Origin of the sequence: Clostridioides sp. GD02377 (assembly GCF_045899875.1) — a bacterium.
Lineage (GTDB): Bacteria > Bacillota > Clostridia > Peptostreptococcales > Peptostreptococcaceae > Clostridioides > Clostridioides difficile_A.
Genome location: NZ_JBJODA010000011.1, coordinates 24,295 through 48,562 on the forward strand (window position 1 = coordinate 24,295; position 24,268 = coordinate 48,562).

Below are 24,268 nucleotides of genomic sequence, written 5' to 3' on the forward strand. Positions count from 1 at the left end.
TGGTATTTTGTTCATAAAAAACAGTATACTTTTTGAATCTATTCGTTGTTATTCTCATCCAGTTTTTTTATTTTCGATATTGATACTTCATAAGCCATTTTTTTAATCACATTATTTTCATCTATTTTTTTCTCATATTCTCTACTTTGAACCCTACCCCAAAGCTGTATTCTATCACCAACCTTTAGATTCTTTGCAAATTTAGCATTTCTACCCCAAACTATTGATGGTATATAGTCAGATTTGTTATAAGGTCTATTTATAGCCACCAATAAATCGGTTATTTCCCTACCTAGAGGCGTCTTCCTATATACAGGCTCCTTACATACATATCCATCTAGAAATATGCTATTAGGGTCTTTATTTTCCTCATCTATGCTTTTTATTTCTCTGGCAAACACTGTAAGCACTAATCTATTTTTATTATTTAATGTTTTATTATATGATCTTAATTGACCTACAACATTGACTAAATTTTGTTTATCGAGGTCAACATCTTGAAGAAGTCTTTCTGATACAGTCATTGGAAGTATATCAAAAGAATCACTTAGTCTGTTTATTTTTATTTTCATATTATAAAATTTTTCCCCAAATATCTCATGACTAAATTCTAGCTTATTGTCTAACTCCCCTCTTAAGTTTACTACGTTATTCTCATCTTTAACAGCTATCATATTTTATCCCTCCACAATTGTTAATTCTTATATTTCTGGTATCAGCTTATATAATAAATATATTTGTGAGGGATGTATTTTATTACAAATCTTTGATTGCTGTTTAAAAATTTTTATTTAGTTATAAATTTCATTTAATCTTTTCCTTTTTAAATTTATAAAATTGTTATTGGATTTATATATCATCACACTGTTTAATTCCTATATTTCACTCTTATATTAATTTTAAAACTCTTTATATATTTTTTTAAGTCATATATAACTCATTCTAAATACTTGTATACAAGTAAATCCAGTAACTTAAATTTATCCAAATAATTCAGATAACTCTAGAGTCATATATAACTTATTTTTTATCAGTTACAAGTTATTTTAGACTTAATATGATAATATTTTTATTTATCTGTATTAATATATGAGCACTTGCATAGTTTATTGAGCATAAAATGTAAATATTTAACTTCAAATTATGCTTTAATTTTTATAAATACAACAATTTTCATCTCTAATTTAATAAATTATTATATATATTACACAATTGGCATATTAATTGCTTTATATAATTATATTAATTTAATAAATAAAAAACTGCCCTAAAATATTAAATTAATATTTTAAAGCAGTTTATAGTTTTATTATTAGCTGTAATATTTAATAAATACTAAGCAGTCTTTTTATTTTTATTTGCAGCCATTATCATTGTAGCAGAAGTGTAAGCTATAACAACTATTACTAATGCTTTTAATATATCCATTGGTAGAGTTTTTACTATATATGCAGCTACGAAAACCCCTATTAAACCACAGATAGCTATTATAACTGATGCTTTTTTAGTATATGCATCTTCTTTTATGAATTTCATACTTGCAACTGGCATTAATAATGCACAAGAACCCATAACTATTGGGAACGCAACTTTTGCAGACATTCCTAAGAAGTAAACCATCGCCATACCAGGAGCATATAGACCTATACCAGCTGTCATTAAAGCACCTAGTATAAAGTTACCTAATACACCTATTACTAATTTAACACCAGTAAGACCTAATTCATTTCCCCCACCTGGTAATACGTTAACCCAAGGATGACCTAATAACATTAATATTGCTGTTAATGCTAGAGTTACACCCATAACAAGTTGTATTTTTCTTTCGTCCATTTTAGCTATTATTCCTGCACCTATGTATGAACCAACAGCTGCTGCCACAACCATAGATACTAGAGTAACACCATCAACTGGTATGATTGATGTAAATATGAATGCTTCTGTAACAACTGGAATAGTATGTGCTACGTTTAATGTACCAGGCATTTTTTTATCTGGTATATTTAATTTTAAAGCTTTTGACATTGCTATTGTTGGAGCAAATGACCCTATTCCTAATGTATCAAAGAAATCTGTTATAAATCCTGTTACAGCAACTTTTGGAGTACTTTGTTCTTCTAGTTTCCCCTCTTTGTTTGCTTTAGCTACGTCTTTACCAAACACAACTGCAAAGATTGCTGCGAATACTACGTATAATGCCTTTAAGATCGCTACCATAATCCATCCTCCTATTTTTTTATTTTTTAATATATTCTGAATCTTATAGCCTAAAAGCTATAGAATAGTAGCCGATAAAAGGCTACTATTCTATTTTAATTTCCCAATTTATTTATTGCTTACTTAAGAATAAATCCATGTTTAAGTGGATCTTCTTCATCTATTACAAAATGATTGAATCCAGTTATATAAGCAGAACCAGATATTTTAGGTACTACAGCATTGAAATCTGCAACTTTAGTTTCTTCAACTATTTCACCTTTGAATAAAGTTCCTAATATACTTTCATATACGAATTTTTCTCCTACTTTTAATTCACCTTTAGCATGTAAAGTAGCTAATTTAGCACTTGTTCCAGTTCCACATGGAGATCTGTCAACTTGCCCTTGACCAAATATAACTACATTTTTGTAAGTAGCTTCTGGATGAGTTGGCTCATCATATATTTCAACTAAGTCTACAGTTTTTATGTGAGCTAAAGTTGGATGTTGTATTTCTATTTGCTCGTTTATTATGTCTCTAAGTTTCATAGCTAACTCAGTTAATTTACCAGCATTTTGAGGTTCTATTTTTAAACCTAATTGACTTGCATGTATTATAGCAAAGAAGCTTCCACCAAATGATATGTCAAATTTAACTGTTCCAACACCTGGTAATTCAACTTCAACACCTTCTTTATATAAGAAAGCTGGCACGTTTAAGAATGATACTTCTTTAGCTTTTCCATCTACAACTGTAACGTCTCCTCTTATTATTCCTGCTGGAGCTTCCATAACTACATGAGTTATAGGCTCTACTGCTGGAACTACACCTGTTTCTATAGCTGCTGTCATAGCTCCTATTGTACCATGGCCACACATATTAAGGTATCCGCCACCGTCCATGAAGATTATTCCAAAGTCAGCATCTGGGCAACAAGGTTGAGTCATTACAGAACCAAACATATCATTATGTCCTCTTGGCTCTAACATTATAGCAGTTCTTAAATAATCTAGATTTTTTTCTAAATATTCTTTTTTCTCAGGCATAGAATTTCCTTTTATATTAGGTATTCCACCTACAACTATTCTAGTTGCTTCACCTGCTGTATGAGAGTCTATAGCTTGTATACTTCTGCTAAATTTCATATCAAATTCCCCCTTAGGTTTATTTTGCGTTTTACGCATTTTTAATTTTAGAAAAGCCAATGCTTCTTAACATCAACTTCATCCATGTGATTGTATCCAACTACTTCTGTTTCTATGTAGCATGTTGTCTTCTTATAATAAATTATGGTAGCTTTATATGTATGGCTTCGTAAATACTAGTCCTCATCTGCTCCCATAATAGTAAGACCTACTGTAAATATATCCAATACCTTAATTAAAATTATTCATAACAAGTGCATGTTAGAATCAATATCTATCAAATCTAGTAATGGATTTGTTATCCATGTTTTCTCATCTTAAGTTTTAAAAATGCTAGAGCTTTTTTAGCATCTATTTCATTTGTGTTGTTTTCTCCAACAACTTCTGTCTCTATACCTTCTTTTGATTTGTTCATATCAACTATAGTATTCATATATTGATTGCTTACAACAAATTTAGCTTGAGTACCATTAAATGTAACTCCAACTACAGGTATATCTCTTTTTCCTATTTCCTCAAATGTGTTGGCATAGTCAACATGTGAGTTTCCCCATCCATCTGATGAAACTATAGCTCCATCTACTCTCATGGCTTCCAGCCAAGCGGCCGTTCTTTGTCCCACAAAAGTCTTATTTTCGTTTCCATCTGGAGTTCCTACTACTATTACTCCAAGTAAGTCTACATCTTTATCACTTTCAACTATGTCTAAAAGTGGGTCTCTAAAGTGATGAAGAGATGTTTCTTTTGTTGAAGGTCCTATTCCCATAATATCCACCTCTCTTAAGTCATAGCTCTAAGGGCACCATCTCTGTATTCATTAGGAGATATAATCATAGGTACATTTCCCATATCTATAATTGATGTTCCTCCTTCAAAACCACTAGGCTCCTTTGAGAATAACTGATTGTCATACATAGCACCTTGACCTGCTATTTGTTTTACTATGACAACCTTTTTTGCATTTGGTCGAATTTTGTCAAAATATTCACGAACTTGAGTAGCATTTCTTCCGTCTTCCATTTTCAAAGACGTTCTTATTTCTTGTATAAAATCATCACATGCTCTAAATGCTGCAAGTGGAAGTGCTCTTTCGAAAGGTAAACCTCCCTTTAGAGTTACATCTACATGAATTATATAATCTTCAACTGATGGAGTTCCATATCTACCAAACACCATTTGTTCTTTCAAAATTCCTTCTGAAGAGCCAAATTCATGCATTTGATTTCCATCTTCATCTGCGCCAGTTAACATTACATATACACCAGTTAAAGTATGTGTAATTCCCTCTCCCAATCTGCCTAAAACTTTGGTTGATATTGGTATAATGTCCATAATAGTGTTAATTTCTCTGTCATAATCTCCAGGCTTTATTATATCTACTTTTATGTCTGTTATTAAATCTTCTTTTTCTTTTATTTCATCTATACTTGATAAGTTGATTGTAAGTACATCTTTCTTTATAGAAGTTTTTGAACCGAAATTAACTTCATTCATATGAAACGGTTTTATAACAAGTCTTCTCATTATTTTTTCTTCCATAATATCCACCTTTGTTCTTAAAACCCCTCTCCTAACTGTGTGGGAGAAGGGTTTTATATTTTCAAATATAAATTACATTTTAAACGTGAGCTTTATATTCGTATGGTAATGGAACTATCTTACCAGCAGATGGTATTGCAACTAATTGCTCTAATGTATCTCTTAATATATGTGTTTGCATTTCTATGTTATGTGGTTCACCAGCATTAGCACCCATTGGAACTAATGGAGCAACTGCTCTAGGAGTTCCGTTTTGTCTAACTACTGGAGGAAGAGCTGCGATTATTATTGTAGGTATTCCAGCTTCCTCTATTGCTCTCTGCACGATCACGGCAGTTCTATGGCAAGTACCTCAGCCAGCTGTCATGACTACACCGTCTACTCCCTCTTCTTTAAGTTTAGCAGCGATAGCAGGACCAGTTTCTTCAGTGAAGACATGTTGGTTTCCTCCACCACCCATGAATGCATAGTGCATAGGAGCTACTGCTTTTATAAATCCTTCTGCAGCTAATTCATGTAATCTATCTATAGGAAACATACAGTTTATATCTTTGTTTACATCTCCATTATCATATCCACCATGTGATACCATCATTTCATCAACTGTAGCTGTATTAGGTACAGCTCTAAATGTAGTATCTCCTGCTAGATTAAATCTCTTGTCAGATTTTAAGTGAACACCAGCTGCTGTAGCTAAAGCTATAGTCATATCTTTTAATTCTTTAGTTACAGGAGTCCAAACTGGAGGAGGTGTTATTGGAACGAATATTTCAGATTGAAGTCCTTGTACTGTTGTAAGGCTCATATATTTCCTCTCCCTTCTATTTTCAAACGATTATTTATTATTTTTCTTCTTGCTTTGATTGCATTTCTTCTTGTTTTTCTTTTTCTCTCCTAATATTTTCTACATACTCTTGATTAGGCTCTGGACTTAATACCTCAGGATAGCTTAGCATGAATCCAACTTCTTGACCTATCTTAAGTTCGTAGTCAGTTATAAGCATTCTATTAGGTATTTTAAATTGTCCAAGTCTACCTTTCAGGTCTATAGTCACTCCACCACCTTTGATGTCAACTATAATACCCTCATAAAAAGTCTCTGATGAGATATATTTTAATCTATCCATTATAATTCTACCTCTCTACACTGTTTTAAACTTGGATCTAAATTTATACTATTATCTAAATCTTAGTTTTCGTCTTTTTCGTATATTTCTCTTCTTTTCTTACTCATTGGTAAAGATTGCTCATTATCTTCTAATGCTATTTTTTCTCCTGTAACTTTTTCTATAGCCTCTATGTTATTTAATTTAACATTTGGATTCCATTTTCTTTCAGGAGCTTTAACTTCTACACCAGCTATAGCATTTTTAAGCATAGCCATTATTCTAACAGCATCTTCTGGAGCTAATGTATTGTTAGATAATATTTCATTCTCTATACCTTGCTTAGACTTGTTATTATCTACCATGTGAGTCATGTATTTATTACCAACAACTAGAGCACCTTGAACAGCTGAGAAACTTACACCAACTACTGGTATACCTCTCATACCTATTTGCTCTATGTGAGATGCGAAGTCTATATGGTTGTTTCCGAAACCTTCAGTAGTTACTACAGCTCCATCAACTTCCATAGCTTCAACTAACATACCTAATCTCTTAGATACATAGAATTTCTCAGCGTTTACTTGTGGAGAACCAACAAATACAACACCTACTAAATCTATTTCTTCATCTTCCATAGCTCTTATTACTAATGGCTCTCTCCAGTAATGTCTTGACATTTCTTTTGATGCAGGTCCTATACAAGTTAATGCATGGATACCACCATCTAATACTTCAAGTGGAGATAATACAACTGGCATGTTTCCTAAGTCAACGTTTGGTTGAGCTCCTAATGTACCAACTGGCTCAACTGGTAATATTAGGTTGTCATGCATTGCACCTTGTCCCATTATTTCTTTTATAACAACAACTTTCTTTTTACCTTCTCTTCTATATTGCTCTATTACTTCTTCGTCAACTACTAAAGAGTTGTCAACTGTTTTTAATGCTTCTCTTATTTCTTGAGTTACATAGTCAAATGCACGGTGAGCAGCTAGAGGTCCTGGTCTTTCCATGTTAGTTCCTGCTTTTATTGTTACTTGACCTTTGATGAATATTTCACCTTTGTCAGCAGCACCTGGTCTACCCCACATCATAGTAGTATTTAACTCACCTTCTGAAGAACCGAATTCACCTATTTGAACTCCATTTTCATCTGTACCAGTTAATACCATTACAGCTCCATCTATAACTCTAGTTATACCTGTACCTAATTCGCCTTCTTCTTTAGTAGCGATTGGTTGTATATCTAATACAGCTTCACTGTAAGTTTCATATTTATCAGGAGTTATTATTTCTAATTTCATATCTACAACTAACTCTTGAGTATCATTAGCTTCTTTACATATTTCTTCAGCATTTCTGATGTATAAAGTAGTTCCTTCTATTTTAGTCTCATCAGCAAATTCAACTTTATCTATTTTAAAGTGTTTTTTAGTTAAGCTTCTTAAAAGTTTCTTTTCTGCAACTTTTGGAGCTACTTCTGCTGCACCTGCTACTGGAGCTGCAACGTTTGCTACTGGAGCAGCAACTCCTGCTTGACCAGCTACTGATAAAGGTATTTCTAAGCTTATATTTTTACCTTCACCTATGTGTATTTTAACTGTTTCACCTAAAACTCCTGTGCTTACTGGCACTACTGCTTCTAAAGCTGCTGGAGCTTCTTCTACTACTGCTTCTTCTGCTACTACTTCTTTAGCCTCTCCTGCTTTGTATCCTTCTACATTTTCTGTAGTCATTGGAGATAACGCATCTAAAGTTTCTTTTAACTTAGCTCCTAGTACTTGACCTATAGTTAATCCATTTTCTGGTATTGTTAATAATCCAGAATCCTCTAAGTCTGCAAATATTGCTGGATCTTCTAAGTTTTCTGGTGCTATTATTGTTCCCGCTTCAAATCTACAACAACATACTGCTGGGTCATTTGCATGGGCTTGAGCTGTTTCTAAAGTTATTGACATAGTATAAAATACCTCCTTACATTATTTTCTTATTTATTATTTTAAATCTCGATTCCTCAACAGGTAGCCCCTTAACTGAGGAATCAAGTAAATTAAAACCTTCTTAAATAGTTGTATTTTAACTATTATTTTTGTGGTACTACTCCCATTTGAGTAGCAATTGCTAAAGGTATCTCTAAGTTGATATCTTTACCTTCTTGTATGTGTATTTTTATTACTTGACCTGTTGTAGCTTGTGTCAAAGTAGCTACAGGTGCTACTGGAGCTTCTACTTTTTCTTCAGTAGATTCCTCAACATCTGTTTCTGTTGTTTTATACCCTTCCACATTATCTGTAGTCATTGGAGATAAAGCATCTAAAGTTTTTGTTAATTTAGCTCCTAATACTTGACCTACTGTTAAATGATTTTCTGGTATAACTAGCAATCCTGAATCTTCTAAATCTCCAAATATTGCTGGATCTTCTAAATTTTCTGGTGCTATTATTGTTCCTTCTTCAAATCTGCAGCAGCATACTGCTGGGTCATTTGCATGAGCTTGAGCTGTTTCTAAAGTTATTGACATATAAAAATGCCTCCTTCTTTTGATTTTTAATTTATATTGATACCTTAACACTTTTAATAATCAACATTTTTACTGTTCCCTACTAACAGCTCTAAGTGTTAAGATTTTTAAACTACATAAGTCATCAAAATCATTGTTTTTTTCTCATTTGAAGTCACTTTATATATAAGCAATTCCTATGCCAACTTATTAACAAAAAGATTTTTTCTATAATAGATTCTTCTCTTATCGCTATTTTTAGCCAAATATCATATAAATATTTATTTAAAACAGTTTATTTTTTATGTATGTAAACATTTTCTCAAACAAAAAAAGTGTCAATTTATCAACACTTTTTTATTTTTTTTAACACACCCACATACATAGCATTGTTATAACCATTGATTTCACTACACTTAATACTGATATTTATTATTTTGTCAAAATTTAGTCATGTGTCATATTTTAGACACATCTATTTTGTATTGGTCTATCTTATAATACAATGTAGTTCTTGGTATATTTAATATCTTAGCTGCTTTAGCTTTATTTCCATTAGACATTTTTAAAGCCTTTGTTATATTTTTTACTTCAATCTTTTGAGTAGCTTTCGTCAAATCTAAAGGATATTCCTCTTCTTCAGTACTTTTATTAGTAGAATCCATCATGTAGCTTGGTACATCCTCCATCTCTATCCTAGAGTTTTGAGACAAAACAACCATATTTTCAATTGTATTTTTTAATTCTCTAATATTTCCTTTCCATCTATAGTTTTGAAATATATCTATTACATCTTTACTAATTGTAAGAACAGGTTTGTTGTTTTGTTTACATATTTCTTCTAAAAAGCTATGAACCAACAATCCTATGTCCTCTTTTCTCTCTCTAAGTGGTGGAATCTTTATCTCCACAACATTTAATCTATAGTATAAATCTTCTCTAAATTTTTCTGATTTCACCATTTTACCTAAATCTTTGTTAGTAGCTGATATTATTCTAGGATTTATTTTTATTGTTGTATCTCCACCAACTCTTCTTATTTCCTTTTCTTGTAGTACTCTAAGCAACTTAGCCTGCATACTAAGAGGTAAATCAGCAATTTCATCTAAAAATACAGTCCCATCCTTTGCAAGTTCAAATATACCTATTCGACCTTTTTTGCTTGCTCCAGTAAATGCACCTGATTCATATCCAAAAAACTCACTTTCAAACAACTCATTTGGTATGGCACTACAGTTAACAGGTATAAATTGACCTTTTCTCTCACTATAATCATGAATAGCTCTGGCAAATACTTCTTTACCTGTACCACTTTCACCCCAGATAAATATGCTACTATTGGTTCTAGCTACTTGTTTTGCAATCGCTTTCGATTTTTCCAACTTATAACTCTTACCTAAAATTTTATCAAAGCTACCTTTGGATAAGTTTTTAACTTCATTCTTTAAATATTTCAATGTATCATTTACCTTTTCAAGTTCAAGAGCAAGTATCTTGGCTTCTGTAACATCAACTTCTGTACATACAACACCAATAAATTCTTCCTTATAAAATATAGGATTTGCATGGACTAGTGCATACATATTTTCTTTTTTATCTGTAAAATATAAGTCACTCATACCGATTTTACTATTTAATACTTTTTCTGAAATAGTATTTTCCAAAAATTCGTTCATCGGTCGACCGACTATGTCTTCAGATTTTATATCATACCTTTCCTCCATAAACTTATTCCACAATATAACTACACCTTCGTTATTTATAGCACAAATTCCTTCTTTAATTTGTCCTATAATATATTTCAAAGTCAATCCATAGTCTTCTAAATGCATATATAAATAGTCTCTAATATGCTCTTGTTTTAAGACTCCAATAATTTTATTGTCTCTAAGAACAGGGAGAATTCCTATATTTTTCAATATCATTATATCTCTGCACTCATCTAAGGTTAGACCTTCGCTGACATATATTACATCCTTTTTCATTATAAGTTTTACTGGTTGACCGTCATACTTCTTATGCATGTCATAAAGATTATGTATATCTGTCATAGATATAATCCCTTTTAATTCACCAGATGAATCTATTACCATTAGAGTTTTTGTGTTACTTTTTATCATTTCTTTTATTGCATCTTCAATTCTTGTGTCTTCGTCTATAGTTGTAAATTTTGTATCCATTACCTCTTCTACTTTTTTTACTTCTGGTATCGAAAACATAAAGTCCCCCCTTTATAGTAGTACATCATCAAAACTTATTTATATATATTTATTCTAGCATATCATAATAACAGTTTATTAAATAATTAATATTAAAATTTCTTAACTGTTTAATATACAAATTTCTAATACAAATTCATGTAATTACTAAAATGAATACTTAAATCTATACAAATGAAATCAAATGAATTATACCTTTAGTATATTATTTTTTCAATACTATTTTCACCTTCAAAGTATTTTTCTATTCACAAAACAATTAACATCTGTTCTCACAAAGGTTATACTTACACAAAAAAATGCCTCAAAATGATTTTAAATCAATTTGAGACAATATATTCTAAAACTTAATAACAAACAGTACTCCATATTAATTTTTTGCTCTTTTTGTTTGATACACTAACCCACAAATTGCTACAATACCAATAAGTATGTATGGCATTATTTGAGTTTCATCACCTGTTTTTGGTGATTTTACAACTATGTCATTTGTTGGTGGTACTGGTGGATTTACTATTGTATCATTTTTTGATGGCACTGATGGATTTTCCACTACATCACCTGATGGTGGCACTGGTGGATTTATCACTGTATCATCTGATGGTGGTACTGGTGGATTTATTACTGTATCATCTGATGGTGGTATTGGTGGATTTATCACTGTATCATCTGACGGTGGTACTGGTGGATTTATCACTGTATCATCTGATGGTGGTGATGGCTTAGGTTTATGACCATTTGAGTTATCATTACCATTATCTGGTGGCACTGGTGGATTCACATCAGGGTCTCCATCTGTTGGTACACCTATATTGAAATCAACTTCCTCGCCATTTTTTTGTTCTATTGTATAACTTAATAAATTTTGCTTACTAGTAGGCAATAAAGATGAATGGTCTTTATCACCAAAATCGAAAACTGTCTTAAAATACTGAATAGCTTTTGGGAAAATATAATCATAAGATAAAGCAGATATATTAGCTTTTACATCTGGCTTATTAACACTCTTAAGTTTAAACTTTTCTTGTGTTGAGATTTCTACTTCACCTGTACCTATTACATTTCCATTTTCATCATAAGCAGTTACTCCATCTGGTAACTTTAATTTAACTACACCACTATAACCTACTAAAGCTATAGCTTCTGTTTCATAAGTACCATCTTGATTCTTATCAAATTTAATATCAGTCAAACCATTACTCAGACTAGGTTTTCCTGTATCATTTGGCTTTAATTCTTCACGCCCTGCATTTAATAATGCCTCTAAGTAAGCTTTTGAATTTATTGCTGCTTCCTTACCTTTTAGATACTCAGCTTTTTCCTCTTCAGTCTTTGCACTCTCTATAAACATATCATAAAGCTTTATATTAGCTTGATATTGTTTAAGTCTTTCCTGCTCATTCATTTGCCCAAGCATAATCCAAATAGCATCTTGAGTAGTAGAATGAGTTATACCTTCATATTCTTCTCCACCTAAATTAAATTGTTGCTTATATCCAAATCCATCAAACTCAGAACCCGCATATAGTATAGATTTAATTGCATCTTCGTTTTGATTTTCTTGACCATTAAAATCTTCTGCTGGTAAGTATGGACTCTTATTATGACTAGTTGGAGATTTTAGATGATTATTATAACAAAATGCAGTTTGTTCTCCGTCTTCACCTTCTATTATATATTTCCCATCTTTATAGCCTGCACCTATAAGACCTTCTATTATATAATCAAAAGTTAAAGTTTTTGTAATATCATCAAATCTCACATCAAAATAAGGTCTATTTGAACCATCTGTTTCTTTTAACAAACATGTATTTTTTACTTTTGAATTTTTATTATGCCATAATCCAATATTTGCATCTTTTGAAGTAAGTACCTCACTAATTTCTGACTGTTCATCTGTTTTTACATCATTTTCATCTTCCCAGAAATTATATACAATCTTATTTATTTGAGATACAGTAAGATTAAGAATATCTTCAATATTCTGCTTCAAGCTCATTTCTTCTACTTCTAATTCTTCCTCTTCTTCTGATGGTATAATTTCACCTAATGGCTTCTCCCCATCTGGTATCTCTTCACCTGATGGTTTCTCTCCATCTGGTATCTCTTCACCTGATGGCTTCTCTCCATCTGGTGTTTCTCCTCCTGATGGCTTCTCTCCGTCTGGTGTTTCCTCTCCTGATGGCTTCTCTCCATCTGGTGTTTCTCCTCCTGATGGCTTCTCTCCATCTGGTGTTTCTCCTCCTGATGGCTTCTCTCCGTCTGGTGTTTCTCCTCCTGATGGCTTCTCTCCGTCTGGTGTTTCTCCTCCTGATGGCTTCTCTCCGTCTGGTGTTTCTCCTCCTGATGGCTTCTCTCCATCTGGTGTTTCTCCTCCTGATGGCTTCTCTCCATCAAGTATTGTATCTTTTCCACTTACTTCGTCAGCATAAGATATTATTGGTGCAAATGCAGTAAATGCCATACTAAAAGCAATTACTAAACTAATTATACTTGATTTTTTAATTTTTATTTTCAAGATTTTCCTCCTATTTATATTTATAGCAGGTTGCACTACTAACTCCATATATCTTTTAAGTGCCCAAATTTAAGATATACTTCACAGTTTCTATAAATAGGTTTTTAGTAATTTTTATTTTTGTAATACTTTTTATTTTTTAAGTGCACTCTTTATGAACATTCTAAAATTATTAGTAAGAGACAAAAACTTATTCTTACATTAAAAAAGATACTGTAGAGTATCTTGAGATAATACAAAACTATTTACTCTATTGGATAATTGACTAAATTCAATTTTTATATGTCAATATGACCACATATCTGAGTTTGTTTTTGTCTAATATAATTTTAATAGCTATTGCCATTATTATATATTAGATATTATATTTTGTCTATTTTTTCCATATTATTTATATTATTCGTTAATGTTATCGACATATCACAACAAAAAAACATCCCCGAAAACAATTTTACAATTTTTTCCAAGGATGTTTTATTATATATTTTTATATTATATTATTTTATTTTTAATCTTACGTCACCTTTTATTCTTCTTATTAATGGGTGATTAACTGTTCTCATTACATGGTCAGTAATATGATATACACCTAATTTTAATTTTGGTGCAGAACCCATTACTGTGTTACTACAGTCAGTACAGTTTCCTATTAATATAACTTCTGCTCCAGCTTTCTTAAATTCTATACATTTTTGAGCTTGTCCTGGACAGTGTCCTGGATTTTCACATTTTAATGCACCTTTAATTTCTTGAGCTTGTTTACATTTTTGAACTGATACTATATCAGTAACTCCCATTTTAGCTGCTATGTCTCTCATTCTTTCTTCATTAGGTCCACATGCACAGACTAAAAGACCCATTTTTCTCTTTTCATTAACAAATGGCATAGTAACTATTATACCACCACTAGTTTTAGTTATTGGAGTATCTAAAGTAGTAGCTTTACCAGTGAAAGGTCCTCCTAAGATTATCTCACCGTATTCACCTTTTATTCCACCAGCTCTTTCAATTAATTCTCCAACAGTAGTCCCAATTGGCACATCTTCAAATACTATAGATTCTTTTCCACTGTTTAATTGACCAACTACAGTTACATTTTTAGATATAACTGGTCTTTTTTGCTCAACAGCTTCTACTATTCTAGTTAATGTTTCTACATTTATTACTACTGCATTAGCTTCTGAAGGTAATTGAGTTGGCTCAAGTAATTTACCTAGAACGTCTCTTACTATCGCTCTCTCTTCTCCCATTGGGTACATGTCAACTAGTTCTGCAACTTCTATATTATCTCCCGGCTTTATTACTTTTTTAAATGCTGCTATTGCTTCTGGATGCTTGCTTTTTATTGCTAGCATACCTTTTCCAGCATTAGTAACTTCCATAGCATATTTTATACCTTGGTAAACTATCTCTGGTCTTTCTTCTATTTCTTTTATGTTATGAGCTAATAAAGGTTCACATTCAGCAGCATTTGCTAATATTGTTCCACCTTTTAAATCTATGTTTAATTTTATATGAGTAGGGAATCCTGCTCCACCCATACCTACAACTCCAGCTTCTTTAATTAAGTCAAGTATACCTTCTCCTTTTAATGGTTCAAAAGTATCATCTTGTACTTCATCAGCTTCGATTACTATAGCTTGGTCATTTATTTCACTTATTTTTCCACTAACACTGGCATAAATATTTGCTCCTAATCCAGCTGGTTCTGCGATTAGAGTTCCTTTTTTTACTACATCTCCAACACTTACTACTGGTTTATCTGGACCACCAACGTGTTGTTTTAATAAAATAGAATATAGTTTGTTCAACTAGTACGCCCCCTTAAGTATATTAATTTTTTTTATAAGCTGTTCAAATAATGTTAATGTTGTTTTTCTATTACAATGTCTTAACATATTGTTTATTTCTATAGAACATATCGCTTATTAACAAAGCAATTTCTATGCCAACTTTTAAACAAACTTATAACCTTTGAAAATACTGTCTTACAGCATCCATAACTTCTTTCAAATATTTAAACTCATTTTATAAAAGTCAATTATTAGACACTTTTTCAACCAATTTAATCTATAATTATTGATATCGCATACATGCATAAAAAGTGTCAAAAAATAGACACCGTCTTTTTATCGACACTTTTCTAACATATACTATATAATTTACCACAACTTTACTTAAAATATACATTTACTACTTGTTAATTCTTAAGTTTCTGCACTCCATTAGAATCAATTATGTAATTATCTTTATATAATAAGTCTGATATTTTTACTAAACTGTATCCATCTTTTTTAAGCTTACTTATTATAGTGTCCAAATAGTTATCTACATCATTTATATTAGCATGAAATAAAACTATTGAGCCAGGTTGAGATTCTTTTATTACTTTTTCAATTACATGGTTTGGACCAAGCTCTTTCCAGTCTATAGAATCCACATCCCACTTAATTACTTTATAACCTAAATCACTGCAAATGTCCATAGCTTTGTTGTTTACATCTCCAAAAGGTGGTCTAAACAAATTTGTTTTTTTCCCTGTTATATTAAATATCTTTCCTGATGTAGTTTCTATTTCTTTTTTTATGTCTTCTTTTGATATTTCTTTCAAATTCGCATGGGTATTTGAATGATTGCCAATTTCATGTCCCTTTTCATCTATAGCCTTCACAATATCTTGATTATCATCTACCCAGCTACCAACTAGAAAAAAAGTAGCTTTTACATTATGTTTATCTAAAATCTTTAAAATTTCATCCATATTATTAGTTCCCCAAGCAACATCAAAACTTAAAGCTACTTTTTTCTCATTTGTATCAACTTTATATATAGGCATTTTTGAGTTATCAGACTTAGAACACATATACTTTATTCCATAAACAAGAGCAAATATTAATACTAATAATAATGAAAAAAATAAAACACTATATATCAAAGCTTTAGTTCTTTTGACTTCTCTTTTCATACTATTCCCCCTTTTAAATAATTTCTTCTATATTTAAAATTTATTTTTTTTTAGTTCAAAAAAGTACTGTAATATTTAATTTATAAGACAATAAGTAAAAAAACAAAATCTATATCGTTCTAGTTAAACGCTCTAAAATACCCGTTTATTTAATTTTTTAATATTTTTTACATTTTTACCTTTATTTTTCTGTATATATTATTTTTATTTTGGAGAAATTAGTATTAACATCACATAAATAAAAGTGTTGTTAGACATCATAAACTAATTATTTGAGGAGGAAATTTACTATGTCAAATTCAAACAGAACAGTAGTGCCAGAAGCAAAAGCTGCTTTAAACCAAATGAAATTAGAAATAGCTAACGAAATAGGTTTATCTAACTATGAAAACATAGACAAAGGAAACTTAACAGCTAGAGAAAATGGATATGTTGGTGGATACATGACTAAGAAATTAGTTGAAATGGCTGAAAGACAAATGGCTGGAAAATAGATAGTAAATTTTGACACCTGGGTATCAACAGGGCTGCTAATTAGCAGCCCTGTTTCTCTGTATTTATTTGTAAAATTAATTTTATATGATTTGTTAAAGATTAATAATACTATATAAATTGTTCTTTTAATTTTGTATGAATTAGTTTAATATATTATATATAGAAATAGTTTGACGGAGGATGATATTTATGTTTGAAAACTCGTCTGAAGAATTAGCGTATCATAAACTTTTAATTTTATATATATTAGAAAAAATTAAAATGGATTTAACTAATTCTCAAATAACTCAAGTAGTATTAGAGACTGAGATGATGAATTATTTTTCATTACAACAGCTTTTATCTCAGCTTATGGAATCTAAGTTTTTGACTACATATAAAGACTCTGACAGAGAATATTATGCTCTTACTCAAAGAGGCGTAGAAAGTCTAGAATACTTCTTTAATCGAATACCTACTAGTGTTACAGAAAAAATAGACAAGTATATAGATTCTAATAAAGAAAATTTACTAGCAGATACTCAAGTAAAGTCTAGTTTTGTAAAACAAAGTGATAATGAATTTATTGTCAACCTTAGAGTCATAGAAAATCAGTCTAACTTAATAGATTTAAATCTAAATGTTTCATCAGAGAAACAGGCAAAGCTTATTTGCAACAACTGGAAAAATAATGCATCTTATATGTATGCCGAAGTTATCGACTTACTTATAAGAGACATACATTAAAGCCTACAAACAAATTATAGTTGTAGGCTCTTTTCCTACCTTGATTTCTTTTATTAATTTGTTATTTGCAGTTTCGTAAACTTTCACTGAGTTTTCTTGTGTATCTGACACAAATAATAACCTTTCATCTTTAGATATTTCTAATCCCTGTGGAATTCCATTTATCTCAATATTCCCAATGTATCTACTTGTTGTATAATCTAAAATTCTCACATTATTATAACCCAAATCAGCAACATAAACTTTTTTCCCACTATAATTAAATCTTATTTCTACTGGTAATAAGAATTCATATAATACCTTTTTTATATCCATACTTACTTCGTCAACTATTATAAGCTTTCCATCAAGTGTTGATATATACATTTCTTTCTTTTGTTTATCAAGTTCTATATGCCATGCTCTAAAGTCCATATTAATTTTCTTTTGTATATTTTTATTTATTGTATCTATACATACTATTGAATTTATACATGGTACATATAACTTTTTACTTTCTCTGTCAAAATCAAATCCATGTGGCATGTTATCAACACCAATAATTCCTATTGGATTTAATGTGTTTTTATCCAATACGTATATACTATTAGAATCTTCATTTGCTACAAATAATTCATTATCACTAAGTACAACTTGACTAAGACTTCCTCCTATGGAAACAGTATCAATTATTTTATCATTGCTTAAATCTAAGACATAGAGTATCCCATTACTTGAACTAGGTATGTATATTAAATTTTTTTCTTTTTCTATGCAAAAATGATGTGGATATATATTATCTTCTAATACTATTTCCTTTTCTAGCTCAAGTGTAGAATAATCAACTATACTAATACTCTTTGATAGATAGTTAGAAATATAGATTTTCACATAACCCCTCCTCTCCACAATACATATACTACAATAATATATTATTTCATTAGCTTGTATTATGCTTTATAGTTGCATTATTACGCATATATTTGGTATTATTATTAATGTTAAAAAAATGAAATATATTTAATGGAGGTCTTTTTAATGAAAGTAACATTTAACCCAAGTGGTGTTTGTTGTAGAGAAATGGTTTTTGAAGTTGATGAAAATAATGTGATTGTTGATGCTGAGTTCATAGGAGGATGTAATGGTAATTTATCAGGACTTAGAAGCTTAATAATTGGTCAAAATGCTCTTGAAGTTGCTGATAAATTAAATGGTATTGATTGTGGTGGAAAAGGTACTTCTTGCCCTGACCAGCTATCTAAAGCTATCCGTCAATCTATATAATCACCACTATATAAACATCAGAAAAATTATTAAAAACTTACTTTATATAAAAAAGAGCTACCTACTAACTTAGATAGCTTTTTTTTATATATTTATTTTATAAAGTTATAATTTATTTACTAAAGTTCTAACTGTCCCAATCATATATAAAGAACCTGCACTTATTATAACATCATCTTTATTTGATGTTTCCAATGTATAATTTACTGCATCTTCTATCTCATGCTTTGATGTTACATCATCTACATATTTTAATACTTTTTCTTTTAATATATCTGAATTTATAGCTCTTGGATTATTAGGAGTTGTTGTTATTACCTTATTAAAATGTGGCAATAATATATTTAAAACACTATCAATGTCTTTATCTTCTAGCATACCTATTAATAGGGTTAAACTTCTATCTTTAAAATTCTTATTAAGTGCTTTTGCTAAAGATTTTGCTCCATCTTCATTATGTGCACCATCTATTATAAAAATTGGATTTTCTTTTATTTTTTCTATTCTTCCTGGCCACTTAGTATTTATAAGTCCTTTTCTTATCGATTCTTCACTTATCTTTTCTAATTTGTTTATATCTTTTAAATATTTTATTACACTCATCGCCAATATAGAATTATTTATCTGATGTTCACCTATCAATTTTATTTCAAGGTCTTTGTAAATTTCTTTCATTACAGTACAGTCATATATTTGAGAGTCTATATCTGATTTTTTTATATTTATATCATCAAAATTAACTTCTATATATTGTGCTTTTTTCTCATTACAAACTGACTTTATGACATTTTTTACTTCATCAGTTTGGTCATATACTAGTACTACTCCATTTTCCTTTATTATCCCAGCCTTTTCATATGCTATTTTTTCTATTGTGTCTCCAAGTATTCCTGTATGGTCTAAACTTATAGATGCTATTACACTTACAAGTGATTTTGTTATTATATTGGTAGCATCATATCTTCCACCTAAACCAACTTCTAAAGCAACAAAATCCACATTTTGTTCTGAATAGTAATAAAATGCCATTGCAGTAACCACCTCGAACTCTGTTGGATATGCATAGCCTTGTTCTACCATAATATCTATTTTTTCTTTTATTAATTCAATTATCCTAGCAACATCGTCTTGTGGTATATTTTCTCCATTTACTCTTATACGTTCAGTAAAGGTTTCTAAATATGGAGATGTATATAAACCAACTTTATATCCACACTCTCTTAGTATATTAGAAACAAAAGAACACACTGAGCCTTTTCCATTAGTTCCAGCTACATGTATTATATTTAAAGTTTCTTGTGGGTTCCCCAATAATTCTAATAATTTTCCAATATTCTCTAGACCTAATCTTATACCAAACTTATTGGTTTGTGATATGTACTCTAATGCTTCTTCATATTTCATTATCTAATTCCTCCTGTATCGGCATTTTCTTTTATGTTATCTAATTATAGTATATTTTTTGATTTTAATCTACTGACAAAGAATACATATAATCTAATACCTTATACATTAAATCTAATTACTAATTCCTTATTTATAATTTTTTATTTTTATACATTTCTACTAACTCAGTTAATGTATATATCGAAACTAAATCATACTTTGATATATCCATATAATTAAATTTTATGTTAAATACCCGTTCTAGTTTTTGAAGCAAATTAAAACAATTATCATAAACTAATCCTATCTCTTTATTAAAAAGACTACATTGAAATAATTTTTCATTATCAACTTTAATATTTAAGCAATCTCTAACAACATCAGCGACTTTCATAAGAAGAGCATTTTCTTTGTCATACAAATCTAGTTTAAAGTTTGGAATTCTACTATATTCATCTAAATCAAAACTATCCCAATTATTTTTAATTGCTAATAGTTCAAGTTTATCATTTAAATCAGATATCGTTATATCTGGATTTTCAGACAATATCTTAGCTATTTTACCAGTAAACTTTGCTGCTACATAGCTATTACACTTTGGTGGTAATCTATAAGAATTATTTATATCACAACTTATATACGAATTACTATCCATAACACATTGAACATCATATTTTTTATTGTACCAAAAAGAATCATCTACATCTAAGGTAAATCCTCTCACTCCTATAACATTATTAAACATTGCTGGATAACTTAAGTCAAATTCATTAGATAATGAACATACTATTATTTTCCCTTTTCTAAACAATTCATAACAAACTTCAAATAATCCCTTGACACTTTCTACTCCTATGACTGATAAACTTAAGTTAATCAATCTTATGTTTGTGTCTAAAAGATATTTTAATGCTTCTTCAAGAACTTTTATATTTGCGATGCTATCTTTACCTAAAACTTTTATAACAAATAGCTCTACATCTTCATACTCCTTCTTTATTATTGATGCACAAGCAGTTCCATGACCATCTTCATCATCAAATTTATCTGATATAAAAATATAATCATGTATACATTCAAAAGCAATTCCTCCAACTAAGTTATCCTTTAAGTAATCATGTTCTTTATCTATTCCTGTATCTAATACTGCAACCTTAACTTTATTATTCATATCACATATATTCTCCATTACTAAAAGTTTTTAATATATCTATGTTAATAGTTCATCTTAAATTTTAATTTAAGTTGCACAATTTCTCTTTTAAATGCCATATTTACTTCTAAAAACATAAATTAAGTATACTATATATTCAATTTATATTCATTATATCAATTATTATCATTAAATTGTTAAATAATAAGATAAAATTTTTAGATTTATATCACAATTTAGAATTATTTGTAAAAAGGAGATTATCCTTCTTATTAGACAATCCCCTTGTATACTTTATTCATATATATTTATAATTAACCACCAATTACACATTCTACTTTTTTACTTAAATATCATAAACCTCAATTTTATTTATGGGAATAATTATTTATATACTATAAGAACATTAATTTAAATGTAATTGTCTTGTAATACATTCTACAATGTATGAATCAATATGTAAAAAAACACTCAAGATAGCGAATAAATATATATTTAAATCAGCACATAAAAACTTGCACTCTGCACACTCATAAAATTTATATAGTCATTATCCTAAGGATTGATACCTAAACCCTTATATATTATATCATATTTCAATAAATAAATTGCATAAAAGGGAATCTTTTAATAGAACTAAACTATTTATAAATTCATTACTATAAATTCTACAAATTATAAATGCTTATTTTAATATATACTGTATTGCCTCAGACATTGATATAACTAATTAAAATAGATATAATAAAATGAAACAAATATTTATAGAATTTTATAAATATTCATTATTTTAAAGAGGTGATTATATTTGAAAGAAGAAATATCAAGAAAAGAAATTTTAAAGGAAAGTTTTCTGACATCAATCCCAATATTTCTAGGATATATCCCATTAGGACTTATTTGTGGTATTATGCTTCAAAAATCAGGTTTATCTGCCTTTTACATACTAATGATGTCACTTATGGTATTTGCAGGTAGTTCACAGTTTGTGGCTGCTTCAATGCTAGCTTCAAATGGAAGTATAACTTCAATAGTACTAACCACATTTATATTGAATCTTCGTAATTTTTTAATGAGCTCCAACTTACATATGCATATAAAAAATAAAAATATGAGGTTTTTAATGTATTTTTGTCATGGTGTTACAGATGAAACATTTGCTATAAACTTAGAAAAATATACTTATAGTAATTGGACAGATAAACACGCATTATACCTAAACAATCTTTGTATACTAGTATGGGCTGGTAGTTGTTTCTTAGGAGCATTTCTTGGAGAAATTGTCACTATAAGTGATTCTGTAGCAAGCTTTCTACTTATAGCAATGTTCATAACATTAGTAGTTAATCAAATTAAAAGTAAAGTATACATACTAGTTTCAATGCTTTCTATCCTATTATCAATAATTTTATATACTTTCTTTAAAAGTAGTTTAGTCATCATAATAGCATCTATTTTATCTGCTTTATTTGGCTTTTATATACAAAAGTTAACTCGCAAGAAGGAGGAAATCCATGAATACTAATTACATACTTGTAGTTATTTTAGGTATGGCAATTGTTACTTATATTCCAAGAATTTTACCTATGATAATACTTTCAAAAAATGATATGCCTGATTCTATTAAAGACATCATGAAGTTTATACCTATTGCTATACTTAGTTCACTCATAGCAAAAGATATTTTTTTTAATGGAGATAATCTATATATGTCATTAACTAATCCCAAAATTATATCAGGTATAATAGTACTATTAGTAGCTTATAAATTCAAGTCTATTGCTATCTCAATAGCTGTAGGTGCAATATCTATATGCTTTTTTGGAGTCATATTGTAAAATTTAATATATGTTAATGCATAGTAAAAAACTAAAATACTACATATAGAAATTATCTATAATATACTAATAATTAATCTATTATAATTGTACACTCCACATAATGAAACAATACCTAGAATCTATAAGCTACTATTTTACATCATAATAAAGGCCGTCTTAATACAGAGAATTTTTTCTATATTAAGACAGTCTTGAATAAATAGCTCTGTGATGACTTTAAATATTTTTTAAATATTTTAATTTACCTTTTTCAAAATTAATACATTATATCACATAACAAGCTTGTTAATGCTACTTTTAAATCTTTGAGTCTATACTTACTAATTGGTATAAATTTCTCATTAATAGTAATCATATTATCACCAAGATCTTCTATTCTTCTCAAATTGACAATAAAACTTGTATGACATCTGAAAAATCCATTTTCACACAATAATTTTTCTGCTTGTTTCATGCTCATATTGGCTTTATAATCTCTCCCTAATGTATGTACAACTAAATCTCTCTTTACAGTTTCAACATATAAAATAGAATCTATAAGTATTCTATTAAATCCTTTTTTACTATTTAAAACTATATAACGCTCCTTCTTTCTTTGAAGGTTATCAATACAAAGATTTACACCCATTGCAAAGTTACTATACTCTATAGGCTTTACTAAATATCTATAAGCACGTACTTCATAACCCTGGGGGGCATACTCTGAAAAAGCAGTTGTAAATATAATTTCTACTTTTTCATCAAACTTTCTTATCTTTTTAGCCACCTCAATTCCATTGATATCTTTCATTTGGATATCTAAAAATATAATGTCAATTTTTTCTGGGTATTTAGATATTAAATCTTCTCCACAAGAGAATTCCAGTATTTGATAATTTAGACACCTTTCAGACAAAAGTTTTTCTGCAAATTCCTTAAGTATGCTTCTTTGTATTTTTTCGTCATCACATATAACTACCCTGAACATAATATCACCTCCAAATCTAAAATATCATTTAGTTTACTTTATTTCAATTTACAAACTGTACTCATTGACTTTTATATTCAAATTTCTTTACAAACTTAAATTGTCGATTAAACTACTTCTAGTAATTATCTTTGATACATAAACTTAAATTATGATAAATTCATCTATTTTTCTAGATATATTGTGCAAAAAATATATGAAGGCAAACGTAATCTGTATTTTATCATCCTATATTAAATATCA

The 24,268-nt window shown here is 29.5% G+C and carries 21 protein-coding genes, 1 pseudogene and 1 riboswitch; of the genes and pseudogenes, 5 read left to right on the top strand and 17 right to left on the bottom strand.

The window, feature by feature from the left end:
* Positions 1–38: 38 nt before the first annotated feature.
* From Q3304_RS11170 to Q3304_RS11230, 13 genes and pseudogenes are all read right to left on the bottom strand, one after another.
* Positions 39–674 (bottom strand): single-stranded DNA-binding protein, encoded by a 636-nt coding sequence (locus tag Q3304_RS11170; protein ID WP_054271686.1) that lies wholly within the window; start codon positions 672–674, stop codon positions 39–41.
* A 661-nt stretch (positions 675–1,335) separates the two neighbouring features.
* Entirely contained in the window at positions 1,336–2,217 is an 882-nt protein-coding gene (locus tag Q3304_RS11175; RefSeq protein ID WP_054271687.1) for a TSUP family transporter, read from the bottom strand.
* Between the two features lie 119 nt (positions 2,218–2,336).
* Positions 2,337–3,344 (bottom strand): proline racemase, encoded by a 1,008-nt coding sequence (locus tag Q3304_RS11180; protein WP_054271695.1) that lies wholly within the window; start codon positions 3,342–3,344, stop codon positions 2,337–2,339.
* Positions 3,345–3,642: 298 nt separating this feature from the next.
* Positions 3,643–4,110: a glycine/sarcosine/betaine reductase component B subunit gene (locus tag Q3304_RS11185; protein WP_054271688.1), complete on the bottom strand. Its 468-nt coding sequence runs from the start codon at positions 4,108–4,110 to the stop codon at positions 3,643–3,645.
* 14 nt (positions 4,111–4,124) lie between these two features.
* Complete coding sequence (gene prdD, locus Q3304_RS11190; protein ID WP_054271689.1) at positions 4,125–4,883, bottom strand: proline reductase cluster protein PrdD; 759 nt, start codon at positions 4,881–4,883, stop codon at positions 4,125–4,127.
* Positions 4,884–4,962: 79 nt separating this feature from the next.
* Positions 4,963–5,688, bottom strand: a complete 726-nt coding sequence (prdB, locus tag Q3304_RS11195) for a D-proline reductase (dithiol) protein PrdB (RefSeq protein WP_079739805.1) — start codon at positions 5,686–5,688, stop codon at positions 4,963–4,965.
* Between the two features lie 37 nt (positions 5,689–5,725).
* On the bottom strand, positions 5,726–6,010 hold the full coding sequence (locus Q3304_RS11200) for a CBO2463/CBO2479 domain-containing protein (protein ID WP_074179789.1): 285 nt from the start codon (positions 6,008–6,010) through the stop codon (positions 5,726–5,728).
* A 62-nt stretch (positions 6,011–6,072) separates the two neighbouring features.
* Complete coding sequence (prdA, locus tag Q3304_RS11205) at positions 6,073–7,950, bottom strand: D-proline reductase (dithiol) proprotein PrdA (RefSeq protein ID WP_054277631.1); 1,878 nt, start codon at positions 7,948–7,950, stop codon at positions 6,073–6,075.
* A gap of 140 nt (positions 7,951–8,090) precedes the next feature.
* Positions 8,091–8,513: pseudogene (locus Q3304_RS11210) on the bottom strand (D-proline reductase (dithiol) proprotein PrdA); the annotation flags it as partial.
* Positions 8,514–8,950: 437 nt separating this feature from the next.
* Positions 8,951–10,711 (bottom strand): sigma-54 dependent transcriptional regulator PrdR, encoded by a 1,761-nt coding sequence (gene prdR, locus Q3304_RS11215; protein WP_074179788.1) that lies wholly within the window; start codon positions 10,709–10,711, stop codon positions 8,951–8,953.
* 370 nt (positions 10,712–11,081) lie between these two features.
* The gene (locus Q3304_RS11220) at positions 11,082–13,229 is read right to left on the bottom strand and encodes a Cys-Gln thioester bond-forming surface protein (protein ID WP_407814626.1); all 2,148 of its coding nucleotides are present in this window, start codon (positions 13,227–13,229) and stop codon (positions 11,082–11,084) included.
* Positions 13,230–13,244: 15 nt separating this feature from the next.
* A riboswitch (cyclic di-GMP riboswitch) is annotated at positions 13,245–13,330 on the bottom strand.
* A 396-nt stretch (positions 13,331–13,726) separates the two neighbouring features.
* Positions 13,727–15,040: a proline reductase-associated electron transfer protein PrdC gene (gene prdC / locus Q3304_RS11225; protein ID WP_054271696.1), complete on the bottom strand. Its 1,314-nt coding sequence runs from the start codon at positions 15,038–15,040 to the stop codon at positions 13,727–13,729.
* 389 nt (positions 15,041–15,429) lie between these two features.
* Entirely contained in the window at positions 15,430–16,194 is a 765-nt protein-coding gene (locus Q3304_RS11230) for a polysaccharide deacetylase family protein (protein WP_167639838.1), read from the bottom strand.
* A gap of 290 nt (positions 16,195–16,484) precedes the next feature.
* Here Q3304_RS11230 and Q3304_RS11235 point away from each other — a divergent pair, with 290 nt between their 5' ends.
* Positions 16,485–16,688 (top strand): alpha/beta-type small acid-soluble spore protein, encoded by a 204-nt coding sequence (locus Q3304_RS11235; RefSeq protein WP_003422115.1) that lies wholly within the window; start codon positions 16,485–16,487, stop codon positions 16,686–16,688.
* A gap of 190 nt (positions 16,689–16,878) precedes the next feature.
* Positions 16,879–17,415 (top strand): DUF4364 family protein, encoded by a 537-nt coding sequence (locus Q3304_RS11240; RefSeq protein WP_009891708.1) that lies wholly within the window; start codon positions 16,879–16,881, stop codon positions 17,413–17,415.
* Positions 17,416–17,418: 3 nt separating this feature from the next.
* On the opposite strand, the gene Q3304_RS11245 is transcribed toward Q3304_RS11240, so the two are convergent.
* Positions 17,419–18,285 carry a YncE family protein gene (locus Q3304_RS11245; protein ID WP_054271698.1) on the bottom strand — a complete coding sequence of 289 codons (867 nt, stop codon included), beginning with the start codon at positions 18,283–18,285 and terminating at the stop codon, positions 17,419–17,421.
* A 147-nt stretch (positions 18,286–18,432) separates the two neighbouring features.
* Between Q3304_RS11245 and Q3304_RS11250 the strand changes: the two genes are divergently transcribed.
* Positions 18,433–18,678, top strand: a complete 246-nt coding sequence (locus tag Q3304_RS11250; RefSeq protein ID WP_054271699.1) for a TIGR03905 family TSCPD domain-containing protein — start codon at positions 18,433–18,435, stop codon at positions 18,676–18,678.
* Positions 18,679–18,783: 105 nt separating this feature from the next.
* Here Q3304_RS11250 and Q3304_RS11255 read toward each other — a convergent pair whose 3' ends face one another.
* A complete protein-coding gene (locus Q3304_RS11255) occupies positions 18,784–20,082 on the bottom strand; it encodes a folylpolyglutamate synthase/dihydrofolate synthase family protein (RefSeq protein ID WP_223195919.1) in 1,299 nt (432 codons plus the stop codon).
* Between the two features lie 133 nt (positions 20,083–20,215).
* On the bottom strand, positions 20,216–21,235 hold the full coding sequence (locus tag Q3304_RS11260; RefSeq protein WP_231301102.1) for a S8 family serine peptidase: 1,020 nt from the start codon (positions 21,233–21,235) through the stop codon (positions 20,216–20,218).
* 790 nt (positions 21,236–22,025) lie between these two features.
* On the opposite strand from Q3304_RS11260, the gene Q3304_RS11265 reads away from it, so the two are divergent.
* Together Q3304_RS11265 and Q3304_RS11270 are read left to right on the top strand one after the other, a co-directional pair.
* The gene (locus Q3304_RS11265; RefSeq protein WP_407814627.1) at positions 22,026–22,742 is read left to right on the top strand and encodes an AzlC family ABC transporter permease; all 717 of its coding nucleotides are present in this window, start codon (positions 22,026–22,028) and stop codon (positions 22,740–22,742) included.
* On the top strand, positions 22,732–23,055 hold the full coding sequence (locus Q3304_RS11270) for an AzlD domain-containing protein (RefSeq protein ID WP_054271702.1): 324 nt from the start codon (positions 22,732–22,734) through the stop codon (positions 23,053–23,055). The genes Q3304_RS11265 and Q3304_RS11270 overlap by 11 nt, the downstream gene beginning before the upstream one ends.
* A 259-nt stretch (positions 23,056–23,314) precedes the next feature.
* Here Q3304_RS11270 and rgaR read toward each other — a convergent pair whose 3' ends face one another.
* Complete coding sequence (rgaR, locus tag Q3304_RS11275; protein WP_054271703.1) at positions 23,315–24,025, bottom strand: two-component system response regulator RgaR; 711 nt, start codon at positions 24,023–24,025, stop codon at positions 23,315–23,317.
* Between the last annotated feature and the right edge of the window lie 243 nt (positions 24,026–24,268).